Origin of the sequence: Streptomyces sp. NPDC020983 (genome assembly GCF_044333485.1) — a bacterium.
GTDB lineage: Bacteria > Actinomycetota > Actinomycetes > Streptomycetales > Streptomycetaceae > Actinacidiphila.
In genome coordinates this window covers 542873-565334 of sequence record NZ_JBIRRA010000003.1, presented here as the reverse complement: position 1 = coordinate 565334, position 22462 = coordinate 542873, and the positions used below count along the sequence as shown (strand labels likewise).

Below are 22462 nucleotides of genomic sequence, written 5' to 3'. Positions count from 1 at the left end.
GAGCCCCGCACACCACGCGGGGCTCGCACATCTCGTGAGCCACGCCAACAAGCGGAACTCATGACCACGCCAGGCAAGAGGAGAACGACGAGGATGAACCGCAAGCTTCTGGTGCTGCCCGTGCTGCTGGGCGCGATGTCGCCACTGGTCACCGGGTGCGGCAGCACCAGTGTGGGGAGCAGCGGCGGCAAGCCCATCGTCGTGGGCACCACCGACAGCATCGAGCTGAGCAAGGACAACCCCGCGCCGCTCGACCCCGCCACCTCGTACGACAGCGCCACCTGGAACATCTTCTACAACACCTTCCAGATGCTGCTGACCTACCAGCGCGGCAGCACCACCCCGAGCCCGGACGCCGCGTCGGAGTGCCACTACTCCGACAACACCGTGCTCACGTACCAGTGCCGGATACGCGACGGCCAGGAGTTCTCCAACGGGCACCCGGTCACCGCCCAGGACGTGAAGTTCTCGGTCGACCGGATGCTGAAGATCAACTTCGCGGCCGGCCCGGCCTCCCTGCTGTCCGGGGTGAAGTCCGTCGAGGCCCCCGACGAGACGACCGTGGTCTTCCACCTCAAGGCGCCCGACACGACCTTCCCGGCCAAGCTCGCCACACCGGCCGCCGCGATCCTGGACCCCGCCGTCTACCCGGCCGACAAGCCCTACACCGGCTTCCGGCTCGTCGGCTCCGGCCCGTACACGCTGGACTCCTTCAAGCAGGCCGACGGCGGCGACTTCAGCAGGAACAGCCACTACAAGGGCATGCTGAAGATGAACAACGACAAGATCCGGCTCAAGCTCTTCACCGACTCCCACGCCATGGAGAAGGCGCTGAAGTCGGGCGGCATCGACGTCATGGCCCGCACCATCAGCCCGGACCAGATCGGCGGCCTGCTGTCCAGCACCGACACGGCCATCAGGACCACCGAGTCCTCCGGCGGCGAGGCCCGCTACCTCTTCCTCGACACCACCTCGACCGATCTGAAGACGCTGGCCGTACGCCAGGCACTGGCCCAGCTCGTCGACCGGGACGCGATCACCCGCAACGTCTACCAGGGCACCGCCGACCCGCTGTACTCGGTGATACCGGCGGGCATCACCAGCCACACCAACTCCTTCCACAACCGCTACGGCGACCCGTCGGTGCCCAAGGCGAAGGCGCTGCTGCGCCATGCCGGGGTCACCGAGAAGATCCCGCTCACCGTCAACTTCCGCCGCGACACCGGCGGCACGATGAACGAGGCGGAGGCCAAGGAGATCGCCCGGCAGCTCAACGCCAGCGGGCTGTTCACGGTCACCACCAAGAGCGAGCAGTGGAACACCTTCCTGAAGAAGGCGACCGAGCACGACTACGAGCTGTTCGCGCTGAGCTGGCTGCCCGACTTCCCCGACCCGGACAACTACCTGGCGCCGTTCTTCGACAAGGAGAACTTCCTCAACCTCGCCTACAACAACACCACCATCCAGAACACCCTGCTGCCCGCCACCCGCAAGCTCGCCGAACGCGGCGCGACCGCCACGGCGTTCGGCAAGGCCCAGGACCTCATCGCCGACGACGTGCCGATGCTGCCGCTGTGGCAGGGCAAGCAGTACATCGCCGCCCGCACCGACATCACCGGCGTGGAGTGGGCACTCAACTCGTCCACCACCACGCAGTTCTGGGAGCTGGGCCGCGGCAAGACCGGCTGACGCGCGCCGCGTACCCCAGGCGCCGCCGTACGGCGCAACGCCGCCCGGCCCCTCCCGGGGGCCGGGCGGAGCCCCGGGGGGCTGTCAGCCCGCCCCGGGGCGCACCAGCCCGCTCTCGTACGCGTACACCGCCGCCTGCACCCGGTCGCGCAGGCCCAGCTTCGTCAGCACGTGCCCCACGTGCGTCTTGACGGTGGTCTCCGAGACGAAGAGCTCGGCGGCGATCTCCGCGTTCGACAGTCCGCGGGCCACGAGCCTGAGCACCTCGACCTCGCGCTCGGTCAGCGCGTGCAGCGGCTGCGGCACCGAGTCCTCCCCGGACGGCAGCCGCCCGGCGTACTTGTCCAGCAGCCGCCGGGTGATGCTCGGCGCGAGCATCGCCTCGCCCGCGGCCACCACGCGGATCGCCTGCACCAGCTCGGCCGCCGGCGCGTCCTTGAGCAGGAAGCCGCTCGCCCCCGCCCGCAGCGCCTCCACCACGTACTCGTCCAGGTCGAAGGTCGTCAGCACCAGCACCTTCGCCGGACCCGAGCGGTCCGGCCCGGTGATCTGCCGGGTCGCCTCGACACCGTCCATCCGGGGCATCCGGATGTCCATCAGCACCACGTCGGGCTGCAGTGCCCGCACCTGGTCCAGCGCCTGCTGGCCGTCCCCGGCCTCGCCCACCACCGCGATGTCGGGCTCGGCCTCCAGGATCATCCGGAAACCGGTACGCAGCAGGGGCTGGTCGTCCACCAGCAGGACGCGGATCGCCACGGTCTTCCTCCGTCTTTCGCTAGACCGGACCATTCTCGCCGACGACGGGCAGCTCTCCGGCTGTTTCCGCCAGCGGATAGGGCGGGGGAGTCCCGCCGAACTCCGGACAGAACGCCTGGTGGTCGCACCACCCGCACAGCGGGGTGCGGCGCGGGAGCCACTCCCCGCTGGCCGTCGCCGCCCGGATCGCCTCCCACAGCGCCAGCAGCCGCCGCTCGGTCCGCAGCAGATCGCGCTCCGACGGGTCGTACGTGAGCACGTCGCCGCTGCCCAGGTAGACCAGCTGGAGCCGCCGCGGCACCACCCCGCGCAGCCGCCACAGCACCAGCGCGTAGAAGGACATCTGGAACAGCGGCTCGTCCCGGTACTCCGGCCGCGGGGCCTTGCCGGTCTTGTAGTCCACCACCCGCAGATCGCCCGTCGCCGGTGCCACGTCCAGCCGGTCGACGTAGCCGCGCAGCGTCAGCCCCGACTCCAGCACCGTCTCCACGTACAGCTCGCGCTCGGCGGGCTCCAGCCGCGTCGGGTCCTCCAGCGTGAACCAGCGGTCCACCAGCGCGCCGGCGCTGTCCAGCCACTCGGCGAGCGCGGCCGGCTCCGCCGCGTCGAACAGCGCCGCCAGCTCCGGGCGGGCCGCCAGCAGCCGCTCCCACTCGCCGGGCACCAGGTCCCGGGCCCGGCGCGCGGTCCGCTCGGCGGCCGGCGCGTCGAAGAGCCGTTCCAGCACCGCGTGCACCACCGTGCCGCGTGTCGCGGCCAGACTGGGCTTCTCCGGCAGCTTGTCGATCACCCGCAGCCGGTACAGCAGCGGGCAGCGCATGAAATCCGCCGCGCGGGACGGCGACAGGGACGACGGCGGCCGCGGCGGCCTGTCCCGCCCCGCCGTGTCCGCGCCTGCTCCGCCTTCGGTGGTCGTCCCCATGGCAGACGACCTTACGGCCTGCCACCGACAAGCCGCTGCCCGCCGGACGTGGCGGAGCAATAGCATGGCTGCCGAGGCCTCGGTCTCGCGTGATCGGTACCGACCTGACCGATCGGGACCGGGATCTTCCAGCCGAACGAGGGGAAGCAGTGAGCGAGAGCGGTGGGCCGCCGTCCGGCAAGAGCGACGCCCCGGGAGACGGCCCCGGCGCGGCCGCGCGCGGACCCGGCGGCGGGCTCCTCATGGGCCGCTTCTTCGGCGTCCCCATCTACGTGGCACCCAGCTGGTTCCTGATCGCGGCCCTGATCACCTGGGTCTTCGGCGACCAGCTCGACACCGTCCTGCCCGAGCTCGGCCGGGCGCGCTACCTCGTGTCGCTGTTCTTCGCGATCGCCTTCTACGGTTCGGTGCTGGTCCACGAGCTGGCCCACACCGTGGCCGCGCTGCGCTTCAAGCTCCCCGTCCGGCGGATCCAGCTGCAGTTCTTCGGCGGCATCTCGGAGATCGAGAAGGAGTCGGACAGCCCGGGCCGGGAGTTCGTGCTCGCCTTCGTCGGGCCGCTGCTGTCGCTGGTGCTCGCCGGCGCCTTCTTCGGCGGCATGCAGCTCGTCGAGTCCGGCACCGTGCCCGGCGTGCTGCTCGCCGGGCTCATGATCAGCAACCTCATCGTTGCGATCTTCAACTTCCTGCCCGGGCTGCCGCTCGACGGCGGCCGCATGCTGCGCGCGGTCGTCTGGAAGATCAGCGGCCGGGCCATGACCGGCACCGTCGCCGCCGCCTGGGTCGGGCGCGCCCTCGCGCTCGCCGTCCTCGTCGGGCTGCCGCTGCTCTCCTACGGGCGCGACGCCGGCGGCAGCGGCGTCGACTCGCTCACCGACGCACTGCTCGCCGCGGTCCTCGCCGCCATCATCTGGACCGGCGCCGGCAACAGCCTGCGGATGGCCCGGCTGCGCGAGCGGCTGCCCGCGCTGCGCGCCCGCACCCTCACCCGGCGGGCCGTCCCGGTCGCCTCCGACACGCCGCTGTCCGAGGCGCTGCGCCGCGCCAACGAGGCCGGCGCCCGCGCGCTCGTCGTCGTCGACGGGCACGGCACCCCGACCGCCCTGGTGCGCGAGTCAGCCATCGTCACCACTCCCGAGCACCGCCGCCCCTGGGTCGCCGTCGGCGGCCTCGCCCAGGACCTCACCCCCGGCATGCGGGTGTCCGCCGAGCTGGGCGGCGAGGACCTGCTCGACCGGCTGCGCGCCAGCCCCGCCACGGAGTACCTGGTCGTCGAGCCCACCGGGGAGATCTACGGCGTGCTGTCCACCTCGGACGTCGAGAAGGCCTTCCTCGCGGCCATGTCGCGGCCGTAGGGGACGCCCGTCCGGGCCCGGGGGCGGGTCCGCCGGCGGTCGGGAGCGGGGGAAAAGCCCGATAAGGTGATCCCCATGTCCGAACCGACCGGTGCCGCCCGCCGTCGCGGGCCCTTCAGAGTCGGGGACCAGGTCCAGCTCACCGACCCCAAGGGACGCCACTACACCTTCACGCTCGAAGCCGGGAAGCAGTTCCACACCCACAAGGGCGCCTTCCCGCACGACGAGCTGATCGGCGCCCCCGAGGGCAGCGTGGTGCGTACCACGGGAAACGTCGCGTACCTCGCGCTGCGCCCCCTCCTCCCCGACTACGTCCTGTCCATGCCCCGCGGAGCCGCCGTGGTCTACCCCAAGGACGCGGGGCAGATCCTGGCCATGGCCGACATCTTCGCCGGCGCCCGGGTCGTCGAGGCCGGCGTGGGATCGGGGTCGCTGAGCACCTTCCTGCTGCGCGCCGTCGGCGACCACGGCATGCTGCACAGCTACGAGCGCCGCGCGGACTTCGCCGAGATCGCCGCCCAGAACGTCGAGCGCTACTTCGGCGGTCCGCACCCCGCCTGGCAGCTCACCGTGGGCGACCTCCAGGACAACCTGTCCGACACCGAGGTCGACCGCGTCATCCTGGACATGCTCGCCCCCTGGGAGTGCCTGGAGGCGGTCTCCAAGGCCCTGGTGCCCGGCGGCATCCTGTGCGCCTACGTGGCCACCACCACGCAGCTCGCCCGCACCGTCGAGTCGATCCGCGAGCACGGCAGCTTCAACGAGCCCGCCGCCTGGGAGACCATGGTGCGCACCTGGCACGTCGAGGGCCTCGCCGTCCGCCCCGACCACCGGATGATCGGCCACACCGGCTTCCTGCTCACCGCCCGCCGCCTCGCGGACGGCGTCGAGCCGCCCCTGCGCCGCCGCCGCCCCGCCAAGGGCGCCTACGGCGAGGACTACACCGGGCCCGGCAGCTCCTCCGGATCCGGCTCCGACAGCTAGGGACAGGCCGAATTCCGGCCAACTTCGGCACACCGCCGCCGGTTTGTCCGCTCCGGACAGACCGGCGGCCTCGTCCGGCCACTGCCCCGGACGGCGCAACCCGCCCCCGCCGTACCGGCCCGGTGTGATGTGTGGCACGATGCCCGCAACCCCCGCCGAGCGACCCCGGGAGACAGGCGAGTGCAGCCCTCCGCAGGTCAGGACGTGGACCTCCCGCACACCCGCGCCCGGAGCGTCCACTGGATCACCACCGCCGCCGCGGTCGGTGCCGTGGTGGCCGCGCTGGCCGCCATCCAGCCCGCCGACGCCTCGCCGCGCACCCGTACCGCGGCCGCCCCGGCCGCCCCGGCCGGCCCCGCGGCCCCCGTCGCGCCCCCCGACCCGCTCGCCGCCACCTACCCGCTGACCTGCGCCCCGGGCTCCGAGCCCGACGTCGTCAGCCACGTGTCGGGCGACCTCGACGGCGACGGGCGGCCGGAGACCGCGGTCGTCGTCCGCTGCCACTCCGACACCGGCACCCCGCCCAGCGGCGTCTACGTGCTCACCGCCCCCGCCAGGCCCGGCGGGCCACCGAAGATCGCCGTCACCCTGGTCAGGCCGCAGGACGACCGGCAGGTCCGGGACTTCCGGCTGGAGGGCGGCACCGTCAGGGCGACCGTGCTGGGCTTCTCCTCCGACAGCGTCCCGCGGTGCTGCCCCGACATGAGCCGCACGTACTCCTGGGAATGGCGCGGCGATCGCTACGTCGCCCTTCCCGGCCCCGCCCCGAACGCCGTCTGACGCGCGGGGGCGGGCCCCCCGCGCGCCCGCACGGGCTACTCCGCGTCGGGCCCGTACACCTCGACGCGGTCCGCCACGCGCCGCACGTGGATGCAGTCGCCGGGGCACTCCCGGGCGGAGTCCGCCACGTCCCGCAGCAGCGGCAGCGGGACGGGTACGGCGCCCCCTGGGGTCTGGACCAGCTCGTCGTCAGCGTCCTTGACGTAGGCCAGACCGTCGATGTCCAGCTCGAACACGTCCGGCGCGTACTGCACGCAGATCCCGTCGCCGGTGCACAGGTCCTGGTCGATCCAGACCTCGAGCGCCTCGGCCGTCTCGTTGCTCACGGAAACTCATCCCTGCCGTTGGTCGTTCAGGAAGCAACCGGCCCATCCGGCTGTTGACCGAATCGACGATACAACCGGCTGCTTTCCGGGCGTGCTCGGTGGGTATCTCAGTGGCGGAGGGACGTGCGCAAGGGTGAAGATCGGACACACCGCGATCGTCTTTGTGATCTAGGGGTTTCAACCCCCACCAGCCCAGGTAGGGTCTGGAAACGTCCAGCTCCCCTTGGAGGAGGTGAGGACCGTGGCGGCCCACGACGACGACATCAACCGTGGCGGCCGACCCGCTCGGGGTTCGGAAGACCCCACGAGCGAGGTCGCCTTTCTTGAGCAGGAGATCGCCGTCCTGCGACGCAAGCTCGCCGACTCTCCGCGGCACACGAGGATTCTCGAGGAGCGGATCGTCGAGCTGCAGACCAACCTGTCCGGCGTGTCCGCGCAGAACGAGCGGCTGGCGGGCACCCTTCGGGAGGCCCGCGACCAGATCGTGGCCCTCAAGGAGGAGGTCGACCGGCTCGCGCAGCCGCCGGCCGGCTTCGGCGTCTTCCTGCAGGCCAATGACGACGGCACGGCGGACATCTTCACCGGCGGGCGCAAGCTCCGGGTGAACGTCAGCCCGTCCGTCGACCTCGACGAGCTCCGGCGCGGCCAGGAACTGCTGCTCAACGAAGCGCTCAACGTGGTCGAGGCCATGGAATTCGAGCGCATCGGCGACATCGTCACCCTCAAGGAAATCCTGGAGGACGGCGAGCGGGCCCTGGTGATCGGCCACACCGACGAGGAGCGCGTGGTCCGGCTCGCCGAACCGCTCCTCGACGGCACCCTGCGCACCGGGGACGCCCTGCTGCTCGAACCCCGCTCCGGGTACGTGTACGAACGCGTGCCCAAGAGCGAGGTCGAGGAGCTGGTGCTCGAAGAGGTCCCCGACATCGACTACCGCCAGATCGGCGGCCTCGGCAACCAGATCGAGCAGATCCGCGACGCGGTGGAGCTGCCCTACCTGCACGCCGACCTGTTCAAGGAGTACGAACTGCGCCCGCCCAAGGGCGTCCTGCTCTACGGTCCCCCCGGCTGCGGCAAGACGCTCATCGCCAAGGCCGTGGCCAACTCGCTGGCCAAGAAGGTCGCCGAGGTCACCGGCCGGCCGCAGGGCAAGAGCTACTTCCTGAACATCAAGGGCCCCGAGCTGCTCAACAAGTACGTCGGCGAGACCGAGCGGCAGATCCGCCTGGTCTTCCAGCGGGCCCGCGAGAAGGCCAGCGAGGGAACGCCCGTCATCGTCTTCTTCGACGAGATGGAGTCGCTCTTCCGCACCCGCGGCAGCGGCGTCAGCTCCGACGTGGAGAACACGATCGTCCCCCAGCTGCTCGCCGAGATCGACGGCGTCGAGGGCCTGGAGAACGTGATCGTGATCGGCGCGTCCAACCGCGAGGACATGATCGACCCGGCCATCCTGCGTCCCGGCAGGCTGGACGTGAAGATCAAGATCGAGCGCCCGGACGCCGAGGCGGCCAAGGACATCTTCTCGAAGTACCTGGTGGACACCCTCCCGCTGCACGCCGACGACCTCGCCGAGCACGGCGGGTCGCCCGCGGCCACCGTGGACGCGATGATCCAGTCGGTCGTCGAGCGGATGTACTCCGAGACCGAGGAGAACCGCTTCCTGGAGGTCACCTACGCCAACGGTGACAAGGAGGTCCTGTTCTTCAAGGACTTCAACTCCGGCGCCATGATCCAGAACATCGTGGACCGGGCCAAGAAGATGGCGATCAAGGCCTTCCTCGACCACGACCAGCGCGGGATGCGGGTCTCCCACCTGCTCGCCGCCTGCGTGGACGAGTTCAAGGAGAACGAGGACCTGCCCAACACGACCAACCCCGACGACTGGGCCCGCATCTCCGGCAAGAAGGGCGAGCGGATCGTGTTCATCCGCACCCTGGTGACCGGAAAGCAGGGCGCGGACACCGGACGCTCCATCGACACCGTGGCGAACACCGGACAGTATCTGTAGGCACTACCCTCCGGCTGCGGGTCCCGACAGCGGGTACCCGCAGCCGGTGTGTGTTTCCCGGCCCGCACGGGCCGGGGCCGGGCAAGGAGGGCCGCATGACCGTACGGCGAGTAATGGGTATCGAGACGGAGTACGGGATCTCCGTCCCCGGCCACCCCAATGCCAATGCCATGCTCACCTCGTCCCAGATCGTCAACGCGTACGCGGCGGCGATGCACCGGGCGCGCCGCGCCCGCTGGGACTTCGAGGAGGAGAACCCGCTGCGGGACGCCCGCGGCTTCGACCTCGCCCGGGACGCCGCGGACACCAGCCAGCTGACCGACGAGGACATCGGCCTGGCCAACGTCATCCTCACCAACGGTGCCCGGCTGTACGTCGACCACGCGCACCCGGAGTACTCGTCCCCCGAGATCACCAACCCGCGCGACGCGGTGCTGTGGGACAAGGCGGGCGAGCGCATCATGGCCGAGGCGGCGGAGCGCGCCGCCCAGCTGCCCGGCGCCCAGCCGATCCACCTCTACAAGAACAACACCGACAACAAGGGCGCCTCCTACGGCACCCACGAGAACTACCTCATGCGGCGCGAGACGCCGTTCTCGGACATCGTCCGGCACCTCACCCCCTTCTTCGTCTCCCGCCAGGTCGTCACCGGCGCCGGGCGGGTGGGCATCGGCCAGGACGGCCAGGGGCACGGCTTCCAGCTCAGCCAGCGGGCGGACTACTTCGAGGTCGAGGTCGGTCTGGAGACGACCCTCAAACGGCCCATCATCAACACCCGCGACGAGCCGCACTCCGACGCCGAGAAGTACCGCCGGCTGCACGTGATCATCGGCGACGCGAACCTCTCCGAGATCTCCACCTACCTCAAGCTCGGCACCACCGCGCTGGTCCTGTCGATGATCGAGGACGGCTTCATCAAGGTCGACCTCGCCGTCGACCAGCCCGTCCGCACCCTGCACGAGGTCTCCCACGACCCCGGCCTGCGCCAGCTCGTCACGCTCCGCAACGGCCGGACACTCACCGCCGTACAGCTCCAGATGGAGTACTACGAGCTGGCCCGCAAGTACACCGAGGAGCGCTACGGCACCGACGCCGACCCGCAGACCAAGGACGTCCTGACCCGCTGGGAGGACGTGCTGAACCGGCTGGAGAGCGACCCGATGAGCCTGTCGCGCGAGCTGGACTGGGTCGCGAAGCTGGAGGTCCTGGAGGGCTACCGGCGCCGCGACGGCCTCGGCTGGGACGCAGCCCGGCTCCAGCTCGTCGACCTCCAGTACGCCGACGTACGCCCCGACAAGGGCCTCTACAACCGCCTGGTCGCCCGTGGGCGCTTCCAGCGGCTGCTGGACGAGCAGGAGACCGCCCGTGCCGTCGGCAAGCCGCCGGAGGACACCAGGGCGTACTTCCGCGGCCGCTGCCTGGAGCAGTACGCCGACGACGTGGCCGCCGCGTCCTGGGACTCGGTGATCTTCGACCTCCCCGGCCGTGACTCCCTGCAGCGGGTCCCCACCCTGGAGCCACTGCGCGGCACCCGCGAGCACGTCAAGGACCTCCTGGACCGCTGCCGCACGGCCGAGGAGCTGGTCCGCATCCTGTCCGGCGGCTGATCCGGCGGCCGGTTGCCGGGGCCCGCCCGCGGTGACCGATCTCCGGCGGCCGAAGTACGGCTGAAACGGGTCAGAACCGGGAATCAACGGGGTAGCACTCGGACGTTGACTAATCGAGAGCCAAGATCAGAGCCGCCTTGTAGGGTCGGATCTTGCAGGGCACGCAACCGAGCGGGGTGAGGGACATGGCAACCAAGGACACCGACGGCGGGCAGCAGAAGGCAACGCGTTCCACGGACGAGGTCGAGGAGGTCCAGGAGGACACCAAGGCCGCCGATGACCTCAAGGAACGCCACGAGAAGCTCTCCAACGACGTGGACTCCGTCCTCGACGAGATCGACGACGTGCTCGAGGAGAACGCCGAGGACTTCGTGCGGTCCTTCGTCCAGAAGGGCGGCGAGTAGCCGTTCTCACCCCGCCCCGCGACCGGTATTGCCGGTCCGCGGGGCGGATGGATGTCCGGACCGGCGGGTAGTGTCCGTACCACCTCAAGATCGTGTGGAAGGAATCGCGTGGAAGCCAACACTCGCAGCACCGGGCGACTGCCGGCCGCCTTCCTGACCCCCGGCTCGTCGTCCTTCCTGGACTTCCTGGGGGATCACGCCCCCGGCCTGCTGCCGGGGAACCGGGCGCTGCCGCCGCTCAAGGGGGCGGTGGAGCTGCCGCACGGGACGACGATCGTGTCCGCGGTCTTCGACGGGGGCGTCATCCTCGCGGGTGACCGGCGGGCCACGATGGGCAACGTGATCGCGCAGCGCGACATGGAGAAGGTCTTCCCGGCCGACGAGTACTCGGCGGTGGGCATCGCGGGCACCGCGGGGCTCGCCGTGGAGATGGTCAAGCTCTTCCAGCTGGAGCTGGAGCACTACGAGAAGATCGAGGGCGCCACGCTCTCCCTGGAGGGCAAGGCCAACCGGCTGTCCACGATGATCCGCGGCAACCTCAGCATGGCCCTGCAGGGCCTCGCCGTCGTCCCGATCTTCGCCGGCTACGACACCGACCGCGGCAGGGGCCGGATCTTCTCCTACGACGTCACCGGCGGCCGCAGCGAGGAGCTGGGCTTCGCGGCCACCGGCTCCGGCTCCGTCTACGCCCGCGGCGCCCTGAAGAAGCTCTACCGCAGCGACCTGACGGAACGCCAGATGATCACCGCCGTCGTCCAGGCGATCTACGACGCGGCGGACGAGGACTCGGCGACCGGCGGTCCCGACCTGACCCGGCGCATCTTCCCGACCATCACCGTGATGACGGACGAGGGCTTCCGCTGGCTGCCGGACTCCGAGGTCGGCCCGATCGCCCGCGAGGTGGTCGAGGCCCGCCAGGAGCGCCCCGACGGCCCCCAGGCCCCGGTGCTGTGACCGCGAAGCAGCAGACGTCCCTCCGCGCGCTCCCAGCGCCGACCGCAGAAAGGCACGGTTAGCCGGTGTCCACGCCCTTTTACGTCTCACCCCAGCAAGCCATGGCGGACCGCGCCGAATACGCCCGCAAGGGCATCGCGCGCGGCCGCAGCGTGGTGGTGCTGCAGTACACGGACGGCATCGTCTTCGTCGCCGAGAACCCGTCCCGTGCGCTGCACAAGGTCAGCGAGATCTACGACCGGATCGCCTTCGCGGCAGTCGGCAAGTACAACGAGTTCGAGAACCTGCGGCTCGGTGGCGTCCGCTACGCCGACCTGCGCGGATACACCTACGACCGGGCCGACGTGACGGCCCGGGGCCTCGCCAACGTCTACGCCCAGACGCTCGGCACGATCTTCTCCAGCGTCGGCGAGAAGCCCTACGAGGTGGAGCTGATCGTCGCGGAGGTCGGCGCCGCGCCGGAGGACGACCAGATCTACCGGCTCCCGCACGACGGCTCCATCGTCGACGAGCACGGCGCCGTCGCGGTCGGCGGGAATTCCGACCAGATCGGCAGCTACCTCGACCAGCGGCACCGCGACGGGATGAACCTCGCGGAGGCGCTGGCGCTGGCCGTTGAGTCGCTCAAGCGCGACGCGGCCGGCGGCGACCGGCAGATCACCGCCGAGCAGCTGGAGGTGGCGGTCCTGGACCGCACCCGGCCGCAGCAGCGGAAGTTCAAGCGGGTGCTCGGGCCGCAGCTGGCCCGGCTCCTCGACGGGGCGTCCGCGTCCGAGGCCGAGCCCGACGCCGAGGCCGAGGCCGAGCCGGACGCCCCCTCGGGCGAGGAGGAGCCGCCGCCCACCGCGTAGCGCCCGGAGGCGTACCTCCGGGCTGCCACCTGCGGCGGCCCGGAGCGCGGGCGGCCCCCTACGCGGGCGGGGGTGCCGAGGAGGCCCGGGGGACGAGGGTCAGCGGGAGCTCCACCGCGGAGGCGGGGCGGCCCGCGAGGACGTCCAGCAGCGCCCGCATTCCGTGCTCGCCGATCGCCTCGGCGGGCAGCCGTACGGTCGTGAGCTCGGGGTCGAGCGCCCGCGCGAGGGCCAGGTCGTCGAAGCCGGTCACGGACACGTCCGCCGGTACGGAGAGCCCGAGCGTCCGGGCGCCCTTGCAGGCCCCGGCGGCGAGGACGTCGTCGTCGCACAGCAGTGCGGTGGGCCGCGGGCCGGGTGCGGTGAGGGCGCGGACCGCCGCCTCGCGCGCCGCGTCGACGTCGAGCGCGCTGCGGTGCCGTACCGCCGCCGGTGCGCCCGCGGCGGTGAGCTCGGCGGCGACGGCCTGGGCGCGGGCCCGGAAGGTCCAGGTGTCGACGTCCGCCGCGAGGTGGGCGATCCGGTGGTGGCCGAGCGCGAGCAGGTGCCGGACGACCTGGCGGATGCCGTCGGCGACGGCGAGGTTGACGGTGGGCGGGCCGCCGGGCGCGCCGGGATCGCTGTCGAGCATGACCAGCGGCAGCCCCCCGTCGCCGATGCCGGCGAGCGCGTCGGCGGCCATGGAGGAGGCGATGACGCCGTCGATGGCGGTGCGCGCGGATCCGAAGGGGTCGCGGGCGGGACCGACACCGGCGGGGGAGGGGTAGAGCACGACGCCGAAACCGTGGTCGGCGGCGGCGCGGGCCGCCCCGGCGTAGACGCGGGCGAAGTAGTCGTGCGTGAGGGCGGGGACGACGAGCATCGCGGTCCTGGTCGCGCCGAGCCGCAGGCTGCGGGCGGCGAGGTTGGGCCGGTAGCCGAGCCGGCCCGCGGTGTCGCGCACGGCCTGGGCGGTGCGCTCCGAGACCCGGCCGCGCCACTTCCCGCCGAGGACGAGGGACACGGTCGCCTGGGACACCCCGGCGGCGCGCGCCACGTCCCGCGAGGTGACCGGCGCCCCCTGCCCCGCCCCGCGGCGCCCGGCGGCCCCGTCCCCGCGGGGCGCGCCCCGCCCCGCGGCCGGTGCGGCCGGGCCCGCGCCCGTGCCCGGCCTGCCCGCGGCAGCGCCCGCGCCGTGACCGGCGGGGTCCTGCGGATCGTGGGCGGAGGCCGGCGGGGTGGCGGGGTCGTGCACGGGCGGGCTCCGTTCGCGGGGCCGGGCGGATGGACCGGCGGCTGGCGCCATGGTACGTATGGGGGCGGTCGTTATACGTAACACTCGGGTGGAAGGGGCGGGCATGGGCGGCGCCGGGTACGGGGAGCTGCTGCGGACACCGCACGCGGCGCGGCTGCTCGGCGGGACGCTGCTGGGGCGGCTGCCCAACGCGATGGCCGCGCTCGCGGTGCTGCTCTTCCTGCGGCACGAGGGCGCGGGCTACGGTCTCGCGGGCGCCCTGTCGGCCGGGTACGGCTGCGCGGTGGCCGTGGGGCAGCCGCTGCTCGGGCGCGCGGTCGACACACGGGGGCAGCCGCGGGTGATGGCGGGGGCGGCGCTGCTGTCGGCGGCCGGCTTCGCGCTGCTCGCGGCGACGGGGCCGGACCCGTTGCCGCTCGCCGTGGCCGCCGTGGTGCTCGCCGGGGTGGCGACGCCGCCGCTGGAGGGCGGGCTGCGCGCGCTGTGGCCGGGCGTCCTGGGCGGCAGTCCGGAGCGGGTGCAGCGGGCGTACGCGCTGGACGCGGCCGCCCAGGAGGTGATGTTCGTCGTCGGGCCGCTGCTGGTGACGCTCCTGGTGGCGGTCGCCTCGCAGGCCGCCGCGCTGGTGGCGACCGGGCTGCTGGGCGTGGCGGGCACCCTCGTGGTCGTCACCTCCCCGCCCTCGCGCCGCTGGCGGGCCGCCGGACGCGAGGCGCACTGGCTGGGCGCCCTGCGCTCGCCGCGGCTGGTGGTGCTGCTGGGCGCCTTCTTCTTCCTCGGCATCGCGCTGGGCGCCCTCGCCCCGGCCGCGGTCGCGTACGGCGACGCCCACGGCGGCGCCGGCACGGCCTCCTACGTGCTGGCGGCCAACGGCGTGGGCGCGCTGGCCGGCGGTGTCGCGTACGGCGCGCGGGACTGGCCGGGCACCCCGGAGCGGCGGCTGCGCATCCTCGCGGTGGCGCTCGCCGCGTGCTACCTGCCGCTGCTCGCGGCCCCCGGCGTGTCCTGGATGCTGCCGCTCGCCGCGCTCTCCGGCTTCTTCCTCGCCCCGGCGCTGGCCTGCGGCTTCGTGGTGGTCGACCGGCACGCGCCGGCGGGCACCGTGACCGAGGCCTTCTCGTGGGTGGTGACGGCGGTCGGCGTCGGCGGCGCGCTGGGCACCGCGGCCGCGGGCGCGGCGGCCCAGCACGGCGGCGCGGCGGGCGGATTCGCCGTGACGGCGGCGGGCTGCGTTGCCGCCACCGCCGTACTGCTGGCCACCGGCGGATTCCTGACACCGGCAAACCTCGAAACCCGGCCGGAAAAAGATCCAAATCGTGCCGTCGAACCCCGTTTCAGCTCCACGCATCAGGCGTAATGTTCAGACATGGACCGCCGCATTTTCGGGCTGGAGAACGAGTACGGCGTCACGTGCACGTTCAGGGGACAGCGCCGCCTGTCCCCTGACGAGGTGGCGCGGTACCTCTTCCGCCGTGTCGTGTCATGGGGCCGGAGCAGCAATGTTTTCCTCCGCAACGGCGCCCGCCTCTACCTCGACGTCGGCTCGCACCCGGAGTACGCCACTCCCGAGTGCGACAACGTCACCGAACTCGTCACGCACGACAAGGCCGGTGAACGGATCCTGGAAGGCCTTCTCGTCGACGCCGAACGCCGGCTGCACGAAGAGGGCATCGCCGGGGACGTCTACCTCTTCAAGAACAACACCGACTCGGCCGGCAACTCCTACGGATGCCACGAGAATTACCTGGTGGCCAGGCACGGCGAATTCTCCCGGCTGGCCGACATCCTGATTCCCTTCCTGGTGACGCGGCAGCTGCTGTGCGGCGCGGGCAAGGTCCTCCAGACCCCGCGCGGCGCCGTCTTCTGCGTGAGCCAGCGCGCCGAGCACATCTGGGAGGGGGTCAGCTCGGCCACCACCCGCTCCCGGCCGATCATCAACACCCGCGACGAGCCGCACGCCGACGCCGAGCGCTACCGCAGGCTGCACGTCATCGTCGGCGACTCCAACATGTCGGAGACCACGATGCTGCTCAAGGTCGGCGCGACCGACCTGGTGCTGCGGATGATCGAGGCCGGGACGGTGATGCGCGACCTGACCCTGGAGAACCCGATCCGGGCCATCCGCGAGGTCAGCCACGACATAACGGGACGCCGCAAGGTGCGCCTGGCCTCCGGGCGGGAGGCGTCGGCGCTGGAGATCCAGGAGGAGTACTTCTCCAAGGCCGTGGAGTTCTGCGAGCGCCGCGGCATCCGCAACGGCGTCATCGAACAGGTGCTGGAGCTGTGGGGCCGGGCGCTGGAGTCCATCGGCAGCGGCGACCTGGGCCGGATCGGCACCGAGATCGACTGGGTCATGAAGTACCAGCTCATCGAGCGGTACCGGACCCGGGACAACATCTCCATGTCGCACCCGCGGGTCGCCCAGATAGACCTCGCCTACCACGACATCCACCGCCGGCGCGGGCTGTACTACCTGCTGGAGCGCAAGGGCCAGGCCGCCCGGGTCTGCAACGACCTGCGGATCTTCGAGGCCAAGTCCGTGCCGCCGCAGACCACCAGGGCCCGGCTGCGCGGCGACTTCATCCGCCGCGCCCAGGAGCAGCGCCGCGACTTCACCGTCGACTGGGTGCATCTGAAGCTCAACGACCAGGCGCAGCGCACCGTGCTGTGCAAGGACCCCTTCCGGTCGGTCGACGACCGGGTGGAGAAGCTGATCGCCGGGATGTAGGACCGCGGGCCCGGCGCGCCCGCGCCACCGGGGCAGCGGCGGCGGAACACCTGCACAGCAGGCCCACAGGCCCCGTACGGAACTCGTACGGGGCCTGTGGCACGCCGTAGGGTGTGGGGCGCACGACCGAAAGCCCCCGCCCCCGAACCCGAACGAGGATCCCGTGCGCCGACGCTCCGTCCTGCTCGCCGTACCCGCGCTCATGCTCACCGCCGCCGGCTGCGGTAAAGACTCCGGCAAGAGCGACTCCGGGGCCTCCACGTCGCCCTCGGCCTCGGGCACGCCCAGCGCGTCCGCCGACCCCACCCCGAAGACGGCCTCCGGACCGATGCCCGCGATCACCGCGGGCACCGCCTTCAACATGAAGCCGACCGTCGCGAAGGGCACCGAGACCCCGTCGAAGGACCTCGCCGTCAAGACGGTCATCGAGGGCACCGGTCCCGCGGTCGCCTCGGGCGACTACATCCGGGTGAACTACCTGGGCCAGATCTGGAAGTCCGCGAAGGTCTTCGACACCTCGTTCGGGAAGAAGCCGTACGCCACCCAGATCGGTGCGCAGAAGGTCATCCCCGGCTGGGACCAGGGGCTGATCGGTGCCAAGGCGAACAGCCGGGTCATGCTGAGCATCCCCCCGGCCCTCGGCTACGGCAGCTCCGGCAACGCCCAGGCGGGCATCGCCGGCACGGACACGCTGGTCTTCGTCGTGGACGTCCTCGACGTGTGGAACGGCCGCTCGTCGGCCAAGGGCAAGCTCGTCACCCAGGGCGACGCCAACCTCCCGAAGGTCGGCACCAACGTCGACGGCCTGGCACCGTCGATCACCGTGCCCAAGGGGAAGGCGCCCACCAAGCTGGTGTCCAACTACGTCATCGAGGGCGACGGCGCCACCGTCAAGGACAGCGACACGCTGCTGGTGCAGTACAAGGGCGTGCTGTGGGACGGCGGCAAGGAGTTCGACTCCAGCTACTCCCGCAAGCAGCTCACCGACTTCCCGCTGACCGGTGTCATCCCCGGCTGGACGAAGGGCCTGACGGGCAAGAAGGTCGGCAGCCGGGTGGTGCTGGTCACCCCGCCGGACCAGGCCTACGGCGCCCAGGCGCAGCAGTCGATCCCGGCCAACTCCACGCTGGTCTTCACCGTCGACATCATCGCGGTGCTCTGACCCGGGGCCCCGCCGCCGGCCTCGCCGCCGCCGTCCACAGGCCCTCCGGACGCTGCCGACCGGACTCTGCGAGACTGTCCAGGTTGCCCGCAACCGCACAAGGAGCACGGACGTGAACATCGAGAAGCCCGAGATCGACTTCCCGGGCGGCGAGCCGCCGGCCGACCTGGAGATCAAGGACATCTGGGAGGGCGACGGCCCCGTCGCCGAGGCCGGCGCCCAGGTCGCGGTCCACTACGTCGGCGTCGCCTTCTCCACCGGCGAGGAGTTCGACGCGAGCTGGAACCGCGGCGCGCCGCTGCGCTTCCAGCTCGGTGTCGGCCAGGTCATCCCCGGCTGGGACCGCGGGGTGCAGGGCATGAAGGTCGGCGGCCGCCGCCAGCTGACCATCCCCGCGCACCTGGCGTACGGCGACCAGGGTGCCGGCGCCGCGATCAAGCCGGGCGAGACGCTGATCTTCGTCTGCGACCTGGTCTCGGTCTGACGCAGGTCCCGCGGACGGAGGGCCCGTCCCCCGCGCGTGCGCGGGGGACGGGCCCGGACCTGCACGCAACCCGCGCACGGTACGGTGCGGGAGGACATCCGGGCGGCGGCCGACGCCGTGGGACGCGGACGAGACAGAAGGGGGTGGCGGTGGCGATCGCCAAAGCCGAGCGGCTGATGAACCTGGCCCTGTGCCTGATGAACACCCGCCGTCCGGTCAGCAAGCGCGAGCTGCGCGCCTCCATCGAGGCCTACCACGAGGTGACCTCGGACGACGCCTTCAACCGGATGTTCGAGCGGGACAAGGACGACCTGCGCGAGCTGGGCCTGCTCATCGACACCGTCGAGAACCTGGACGGCGAGTTCGGCTACCTCGCCCGCCGCGACCGCAACCGGCTGCCCGACATCGCCCTCGACCCCGAGGAGGCCGCCGCCCTCGCGCTGGCCGCGAAGGTCTGGCAGCAGGCCCGGCTCGCCGAGGCCGCCAGCGGCGCACTGCAGAAGCTGCGCGCGGCCGGGGTGCCCTACGAGGACGCGCACAGCGCGCTCGAACCGCGGATCCCCACGCCCGAGCCGGCCTTCGAGGCGCTGATGCTCGCCACCCGCGAGCGCCGCGCGGTCGCCTTCGACTACCGCAAGGCCAACGCCGTACGCCCCGAGCCGCGGCTCGTCGAGCCGTGGGCGCTGGAGTGCTGGCGCGGCCACTGGTACATGGCGGGCCACGACCGCGACCGCGGCGCCGTACGGGTCTTCCGGCTGTCCCGGATCAGCGGGAAGGTCAGGACCCGCGGCCGCTTCACCGCCGAGGTGCCCGCGCACGTCGACGTCCGCGCGGCCGTGGAGCGCTGGGCGGGCGAGGGCGCGACGGCCACCGCCACCATCCGGCTGCGCCGCGACAGCGGCTACCCGCTGCGGGCCCGCGCGGTGGTCCTGACCCCGGTCGACGCGGAGTGGGACGAGCTGGAGGTCCCCTACGGGCACGGGCTGGACGCCTGGCTCGCCGAATTCGGGCCCGACGTGGTCGTGCTGGCACCCGAGGAGCTGCGCTCCGAGGTGCTGGACCGGCTGCGCGCGGTGGCCAAGGGCTGACGAGGGCTGAGGGGAGACGGCGGCATGAGCAACGCGATCGACCAGACCCGCAGGATGCTGTCCCTGGTGACGTACCTGCGCGAGCGGCCCGGCGCCCGGGTGGACGAGGTGGCGCGCGCCTTCGGCGTGACCGAGGCCGAGCTGATCGGCGACCTGAACGTGCTGCCGCTGTGCGGCACCAGCTTCCGCGGCGGCGACCTGCTCGACATCGACACCGACGGCGAGCAGATCTGGTGGCACAACCCCGGCACCGCCGACGACGTGGCGCAGCCGCTGCGGCTGGCCGCCGACGAGGCGACAGCCCTGCTGGTCGCCGCGCGCGCGGTCGCCAACCTGCCCGGGCTGCGGGACAGCGACCGGCAGGCCCTGCTGCGGGCCGGAGCCAAGCTGGAGGCCGCCGCGGGTGAGGCGGCCGGCGGCAGCGCCCGGCTGTCGGTGACCTTCGAGTCCGAGGGCAGCGTCTTCGCCACCGTGGACCGCGCGCTGACCGAGCGGCGCCGGCTGTGGATGCGCTACTACTCCCCGGCCCGCGACGCGCTGACCGAGCGCGAGGTCGACCCGATCCGGCTGTTCGCAGTGGGCCACACCTACGTCGAGGGCTGGTGCCGGCTGTCCGAGGACCGGCGCACCTTCCGGCTGGACCGGGTCGCCGAGATCCGGCTGCTGGACGAGCCGTCCGACCCGCCCCGGCTGGAGCCGCGCGACCTGTCGCAGGGGCTCGTGCAGCCGGCCGGCGACGACCCCGAGGTCGTCGTCGAGGTGGGGCCGGGCGGGCGCTGGGTCGCCGAGTACTACCCGCACGACAGCGCGGAGGAGCTGCCGGACGGCGGGCTGCGCATCACCCTGCGCACCCCCGACCCCGGGTCGCTGCGCCGCCTCGCGCTGCGGCTGGGCCGCGACGGGCGGATCGTGGCACCCGCCGAACTCGCCGCCGACGCGCGCGACGCGGCCGTACGCGCCCTCGCCGGATACGGGGAGTAGGCGCGCCCATGACGGTCGGCTGCCCGCCGCCGGAGGCCGGTGCCGCGGTCTTCCGGGCCGGCTGCCCGCACTGCCGGACCAGCTTCGAGATCACCGCCGACGCCCTGCGGCTGGCCATCGGGGCCAGCGCGCGCACCACCTTCTACTCCTTCACCTGTCCCGGATGCGGCGAGGCCGTGCGCAAGCCGGCCGGGGAGCGGATCGTGGAGCTGCTGACCGTCGGGGGCGTCAGGACCATGCGGCTGCAGGGGTAGGCTGCCGGGCCATGTGGTGGATCTTTCTGAGCATCGGCCTGGCGGCCGCGGGCCTGCTGGTCCTCGCGGTGTTCGCCGCCCGGGTCTTCCGGGCGGTGGGGGAGCTGGCCGCCCAGGTGGCCGCCAGCGGCGAGGCGCTGGGCGCAGCGGGCGAGCGGCTGCAGCGCGCCGCCGCCCCGCTGGCCAGGACCGCGGGCGAGATGACCCGCCGCTGAGCCTGCCGCGGGCGCCTGCGTGAAGGTACGCTGAGCCGGCGGCCGAACGCCGGTCCGGGCCCGCTGATCAGGCACGGTCCCGGTGCGGTCGCAACCTGGTGGACCCCGGCAGACATTCCGGCGTTCACCACCGCACGCTACGATCCTTGCGTGGGTGATGGCCGGAGGACCGGGAGACCGGGGCGTACCGTACGGCCAACGGCCACCGCAAGGACGTACCGCACGGACCACGCCGCCCCCGGTGAGAAGGTAGACGAATCATGCTCGGCAACCTCAAGCCCCTTGAGCTCCTACTGATCCTTCTCGTCGTCGTCCTGCTCTTCGGCGCCAAGAAGCTGCCCGACATGGCCAGGTCGCTCGGCAAGTCGGCCCGCATCCTCAAGAGCGAGGCCAAGGCGATGAAGAACGACGACCCGACTCCCGCCGCGCAGCCCGGCACCGCGGCCCAGGAGCAGGCGGCCCCGAAGACCATCCAGGCCGCGCCCGGCGACACCGCCAGCGCCCGCCCGGTCGAGGACCGCACCACGACCACCGGCTGACCGTCCGGCGGCGCCGGGCCCGTCCGGCCGGCGCACCGGACGCCCGTCCGCCCCGCCCCCGCGGCCGGGCCCGCCGGGCCGGACAGCGAACGACCAAGCCGAACGACCAAGCCGAGAAGCACCGCCGACGGCTGCCGCACGAGACGAGGACGTGGGTGCTCAAGACTGCCCGCAAGCAGCAAAAGGACCCCGAGGGGCGGATGCCGCTCGCGGACCACCTGCGAGAGCTGCGCAACCGGCTGTTCAAGTCCGTGCTCGCGGTCATCGCCGTCACCGTCGTGGCCGCGTTCTTCTACAAGGACATCATCCACCTGCTCCAGCAGCGCATCCCGGACGGCGCCCGCTGCGTCGACGGCAGCTCGGCGGGCAGCAAGGACAGCGAGCCCTGCGCCCTGATGACCGTCAGCGGTCTGATGGGCGGTTTCTCCATCGCGCTGAAGGTCTCGCTGATGGTGGGCGTGGTCGGCTCCTCCCCGGTCTGGCTCTACCAGCTGTGGGGCTTCCTCGCCCCGGGCCTGCACAAGAACGAGAAGCGCTACACGCTGGGCTTCGTCGCCGCCGGTGTGCCGCTCTTCCTCGGCGGTGCCGTCCTGGCGTACGAGATCCTGCCGCAGACCGCGCGGATCATGATCGGCTTCGTGCCGGAGGACACCACCAACCTGCTGCCGCTCGACGACTTCCTCGACCTCGTCGTCCGGCTGGTCATCGTCTTCGGCCTCGCCTTCGAGCTGCCGCTCGCGCTCGTCGCGATGAACTTCACCGGCCTCGTCACCGGCAGGCGGATGCTCGGCTGGTGGCGCGCCATGGTGATCGGCATCACCGTCTTCGCCGCCGTCGCCACGCCCACCGGCGACCCGCTCACCATGTGCCTGCTGGCCGCGCCCATCGTGCTGCTGTACTTCCTGGCGGTCGGCGTGTGCTTCTTCAACGACTCGCGCCGGGCCCGCCGCCGCGCCGCCGACCCGGACTTCGGGCTCGACCCGGACGAGGCCTCCAGCCTGGACCACATCCCCGAGCAGGTCGGCTCCGTGGAGCCGCTCGACGACGAGGACGGCGACAGCGGCGCCGGCCGCGGCAACGGCTACGACGACGCCACCTGACCGGCGCTTTCCCGAAAGGCCCGGCCCGTACCGCCGGAGCG

23 protein-coding genes are annotated in these 22462 nt (G+C 72.3%); 19 read left to right on the top strand and 4 right to left on the bottom strand.

The window, feature by feature from the left end; genetic code table 11:
* Positions 1–93 precede the first annotated feature (93 nt).
* The gene (locus tag ACH4SE_RS08795) at positions 94–1689 is read left to right on the top strand and encodes an ABC transporter substrate-binding protein (protein ID WP_398542592.1); all 1596 of its coding nucleotides are present in this window, start codon (positions 94–96) and stop codon (positions 1687–1689) included.
* A gap of 84 nt (positions 1690–1773) precedes the next feature.
* Here the strand turns inward: ACH4SE_RS08795 and ACH4SE_RS08790 are convergent, their stop codons facing one another.
* Both ACH4SE_RS08790 and ACH4SE_RS08785 read right to left on the bottom strand, forming a co-directional pair.
* Complete coding sequence (locus ACH4SE_RS08790) at positions 1774–2445, bottom strand: response regulator (RefSeq protein ID WP_398180723.1); 672 nt, start codon at positions 2443–2445, stop codon at positions 1774–1776.
* Positions 2446–2464: 19 nt separating this feature from the next.
* Complete coding sequence (locus ACH4SE_RS08785; protein ID WP_398542591.1) at positions 2465–3367, bottom strand: RecB family exonuclease; 903 nt, start codon at positions 3365–3367, stop codon at positions 2465–2467.
* Between the two features lie 149 nt (positions 3368–3516).
* Here ACH4SE_RS08785 and ACH4SE_RS08780 point away from each other — a divergent pair, with 149 nt between their 5' ends.
* The 3 genes from ACH4SE_RS08780 to ACH4SE_RS08770 all read left to right on the top strand — a co-directional run bounded on the left by ACH4SE_RS08780 (position 3517) and on the right by ACH4SE_RS08770 (position 6486).
* Positions 3517–4722, top strand: a complete 1206-nt coding sequence (locus tag ACH4SE_RS08780) for a site-2 protease family protein (protein ID WP_398542590.1) — start codon at positions 3517–3519, stop codon at positions 4720–4722.
* A gap of 75 nt (positions 4723–4797) precedes the next feature.
* Positions 4798–5706, top strand: a complete 909-nt coding sequence (locus ACH4SE_RS08775) for a tRNA (adenine-N1)-methyltransferase (protein ID WP_398542589.1) — start codon at positions 4798–4800, stop codon at positions 5704–5706.
* A 180-nt stretch (positions 5707–5886) separates the two neighbouring features.
* Positions 5887–6486 carry a hypothetical protein gene (locus ACH4SE_RS08770; protein ID WP_398542588.1) on the top strand — a complete coding sequence of 200 codons (600 nt, stop codon included), beginning with the start codon at positions 5887–5889 and terminating at the stop codon, positions 6484–6486.
* Positions 6487–6521: 35 nt separating this feature from the next.
* Here ACH4SE_RS08770 and ACH4SE_RS08765 read toward each other — a convergent pair whose 3' ends face one another.
* Complete coding sequence (locus ACH4SE_RS08765) at positions 6522–6812, bottom strand: ferredoxin (RefSeq protein ID WP_398542587.1); 291 nt, start codon at positions 6810–6812, stop codon at positions 6522–6524.
* 241 nt (positions 6813–7053) lie between these two features.
* On the opposite strand from ACH4SE_RS08765, the gene arc reads away from it, so the two are divergent.
* The 5 genes from arc (at position 7054) to prcA (ending at position 12636) form a co-directional block, all read left to right on the top strand.
* A complete protein-coding gene (gene arc, locus ACH4SE_RS08760; RefSeq protein ID WP_398542586.1) occupies positions 7054–8820 on the top strand; it encodes a proteasome ATPase in 1767 nt (588 codons plus the stop codon).
* A 95-nt stretch (positions 8821–8915) separates the two neighbouring features.
* Positions 8916–10427, top strand: a complete 1512-nt coding sequence (gene dop, locus ACH4SE_RS08755) for a depupylase/deamidase Dop (RefSeq protein WP_398542585.1) — start codon at positions 8916–8918, stop codon at positions 10425–10427.
* A 185-nt stretch (positions 10428–10612) separates the two neighbouring features.
* A complete protein-coding gene (locus ACH4SE_RS08750; protein ID WP_398542584.1) occupies positions 10613–10831 on the top strand; it encodes a ubiquitin-like protein Pup in 219 nt (72 codons plus the stop codon).
* 108 nt (positions 10832–10939) lie between these two features.
* Complete coding sequence (gene prcB / locus ACH4SE_RS08745) at positions 10940–11785, top strand: proteasome subunit beta (protein WP_398542583.1); 846 nt, start codon at positions 10940–10942, stop codon at positions 11783–11785.
* 65 nt (positions 11786–11850) lie between these two features.
* Positions 11851–12636, top strand: coding sequence for a proteasome subunit alpha (gene prcA, locus ACH4SE_RS08740; RefSeq protein ID WP_398542582.1), 786 nt, complete (start codon positions 11851–11853; stop codon positions 12634–12636).
* Between the two features lie 58 nt (positions 12637–12694).
* Here the strand turns inward: prcA and ACH4SE_RS08735 are convergent, their stop codons facing one another.
* Positions 12695–13672: a LacI family DNA-binding transcriptional regulator gene (locus ACH4SE_RS08735; protein ID WP_398542688.1), complete on the bottom strand. Its 978-nt coding sequence runs from the start codon at positions 13670–13672 to the stop codon at positions 12695–12697.
* Positions 13673–13973: 301 nt separating this feature from the next.
* Between ACH4SE_RS08735 and ACH4SE_RS08730 the strand changes: the two genes are divergently transcribed.
* The 10 genes from ACH4SE_RS08730 to tatC all read left to right on the top strand — a co-directional run bounded on the left by ACH4SE_RS08730 (position 13974) and on the right by tatC (position 22421).
* Positions 13974–15227 carry an MFS transporter gene (locus ACH4SE_RS08730; protein WP_398542581.1) on the top strand — a complete coding sequence of 418 codons (1254 nt, stop codon included), beginning with the start codon at positions 13974–13976 and terminating at the stop codon, positions 15225–15227.
* Between the two features lie 9 nt (positions 15228–15236).
* Complete coding sequence (gene pafA, locus ACH4SE_RS08725) at positions 15237–16598, top strand: Pup--protein ligase (protein ID WP_398542580.1); 1362 nt, start codon at positions 15237–15239, stop codon at positions 16596–16598.
* Positions 16599–16761: 163 nt separating this feature from the next.
* Positions 16762–17760 (top strand): FKBP-type peptidyl-prolyl cis-trans isomerase, encoded by a 999-nt coding sequence (locus ACH4SE_RS08720; RefSeq protein WP_398542579.1) that lies wholly within the window; start codon positions 16762–16764, stop codon positions 17758–17760.
* 112 nt (positions 17761–17872) lie between these two features.
* Entirely contained in the window at positions 17873–18244 is a 372-nt protein-coding gene (locus ACH4SE_RS08715) for an FKBP-type peptidyl-prolyl cis-trans isomerase (RefSeq protein ID WP_398542578.1), read from the top strand.
* Between the two features lie 149 nt (positions 18245–18393).
* On the top strand, positions 18394–19332 hold the full coding sequence (locus ACH4SE_RS08710) for a helix-turn-helix transcriptional regulator (protein ID WP_398542577.1): 939 nt from the start codon (positions 18394–18396) through the stop codon (positions 19330–19332).
* Positions 19333–19356: 24 nt separating this feature from the next.
* On the top strand, positions 19357–20313 hold the full coding sequence (locus ACH4SE_RS08705; RefSeq protein ID WP_398542576.1) for a helix-turn-helix transcriptional regulator: 957 nt from the start codon (positions 19357–19359) through the stop codon (positions 20311–20313).
* Between the two features lie 8 nt (positions 20314–20321).
* Positions 20322–20567, top strand: coding sequence for a hypothetical protein (locus ACH4SE_RS08700; RefSeq protein WP_398542575.1), 246 nt, complete (start codon positions 20322–20324; stop codon positions 20565–20567).
* Between the two features lie 11 nt (positions 20568–20578).
* Complete coding sequence (locus ACH4SE_RS08695) at positions 20579–20782, top strand: hypothetical protein (RefSeq protein WP_398542574.1); 204 nt, start codon at positions 20579–20581, stop codon at positions 20780–20782.
* Between the two features lie 260 nt (positions 20783–21042).
* Positions 21043–21321, top strand: coding sequence for a Sec-independent protein translocase subunit TatA (tatA, locus tag ACH4SE_RS08690; protein ID WP_031515138.1), 279 nt, complete (start codon positions 21043–21045; stop codon positions 21319–21321).
* 155 nt (positions 21322–21476) lie between these two features.
* On the top strand, positions 21477–22421 hold the full coding sequence (gene tatC / locus ACH4SE_RS08685; RefSeq protein WP_398542573.1) for a twin-arginine translocase subunit TatC: 945 nt from the start codon (positions 21477–21479) through the stop codon (positions 22419–22421).
* Positions 22422–22462 lie beyond the last annotated feature (41 nt).

Excerpts from the sequence above, each read along its gene's own strand:
- ACH4SE_RS08795 (WP_398542592.1), top strand. The coding sequence starts at position 94 with ATGAACCGCAAGCTTCTGGTGCTGCCCGTGCTGCTGGGCGCGATGTCG.
- ACH4SE_RS08785 (WP_398542591.1), bottom strand. The coding sequence starts at position 3,367 with ATGGGGACGACCACCGAAGGCGGAGCAGGCGCGGACACGGCGGGGCGG.
- ACH4SE_RS08775 (WP_398542589.1), top strand. The coding sequence starts at position 4,798 with ATGTCCGAACCGACCGGTGCCGCCCGCCGTCGCGGGCCCTTCAGAGTC.
- dop (WP_398542585.1), top strand. The coding sequence starts at position 8,916 with ATGACCGTACGGCGAGTAATGGGTATCGAGACGGAGTACGGGATCTCC.
- ACH4SE_RS08750 (WP_398542584.1), top strand. The coding sequence starts at position 10,613 with ATGGCAACCAAGGACACCGACGGCGGGCAGCAGAAGGCAACGCGTTCC.
- ACH4SE_RS08730 (WP_398542581.1), top strand. The coding sequence starts at position 13,974 with ATGGGCGGCGCCGGGTACGGGGAGCTGCTGCGGACACCGCACGCGGCG.
- pafA (WP_398542580.1), top strand. The coding sequence starts at position 15,237 with ATGGACCGCCGCATTTTCGGGCTGGAGAACGAGTACGGCGTCACGTGC.
- ACH4SE_RS08705 (WP_398542576.1), top strand. The coding sequence starts at position 19,357 with ATGAGCAACGCGATCGACCAGACCCGCAGGATGCTGTCCCTGGTGACG.
- ACH4SE_RS08700 (WP_398542575.1), top strand. The coding sequence starts at position 20,322 with ATGACGGTCGGCTGCCCGCCGCCGGAGGCCGGTGCCGCGGTCTTCCGG.
- ACH4SE_RS08695 (WP_398542574.1), top strand. The coding sequence starts at position 20,579 with ATGTGGTGGATCTTTCTGAGCATCGGCCTGGCGGCCGCGGGCCTGCTG.
- tatA (WP_031515138.1), top strand. The coding sequence starts at position 21,043 with ATGCTCGGCAACCTCAAGCCCCTTGAGCTCCTACTGATCCTTCTCGTC.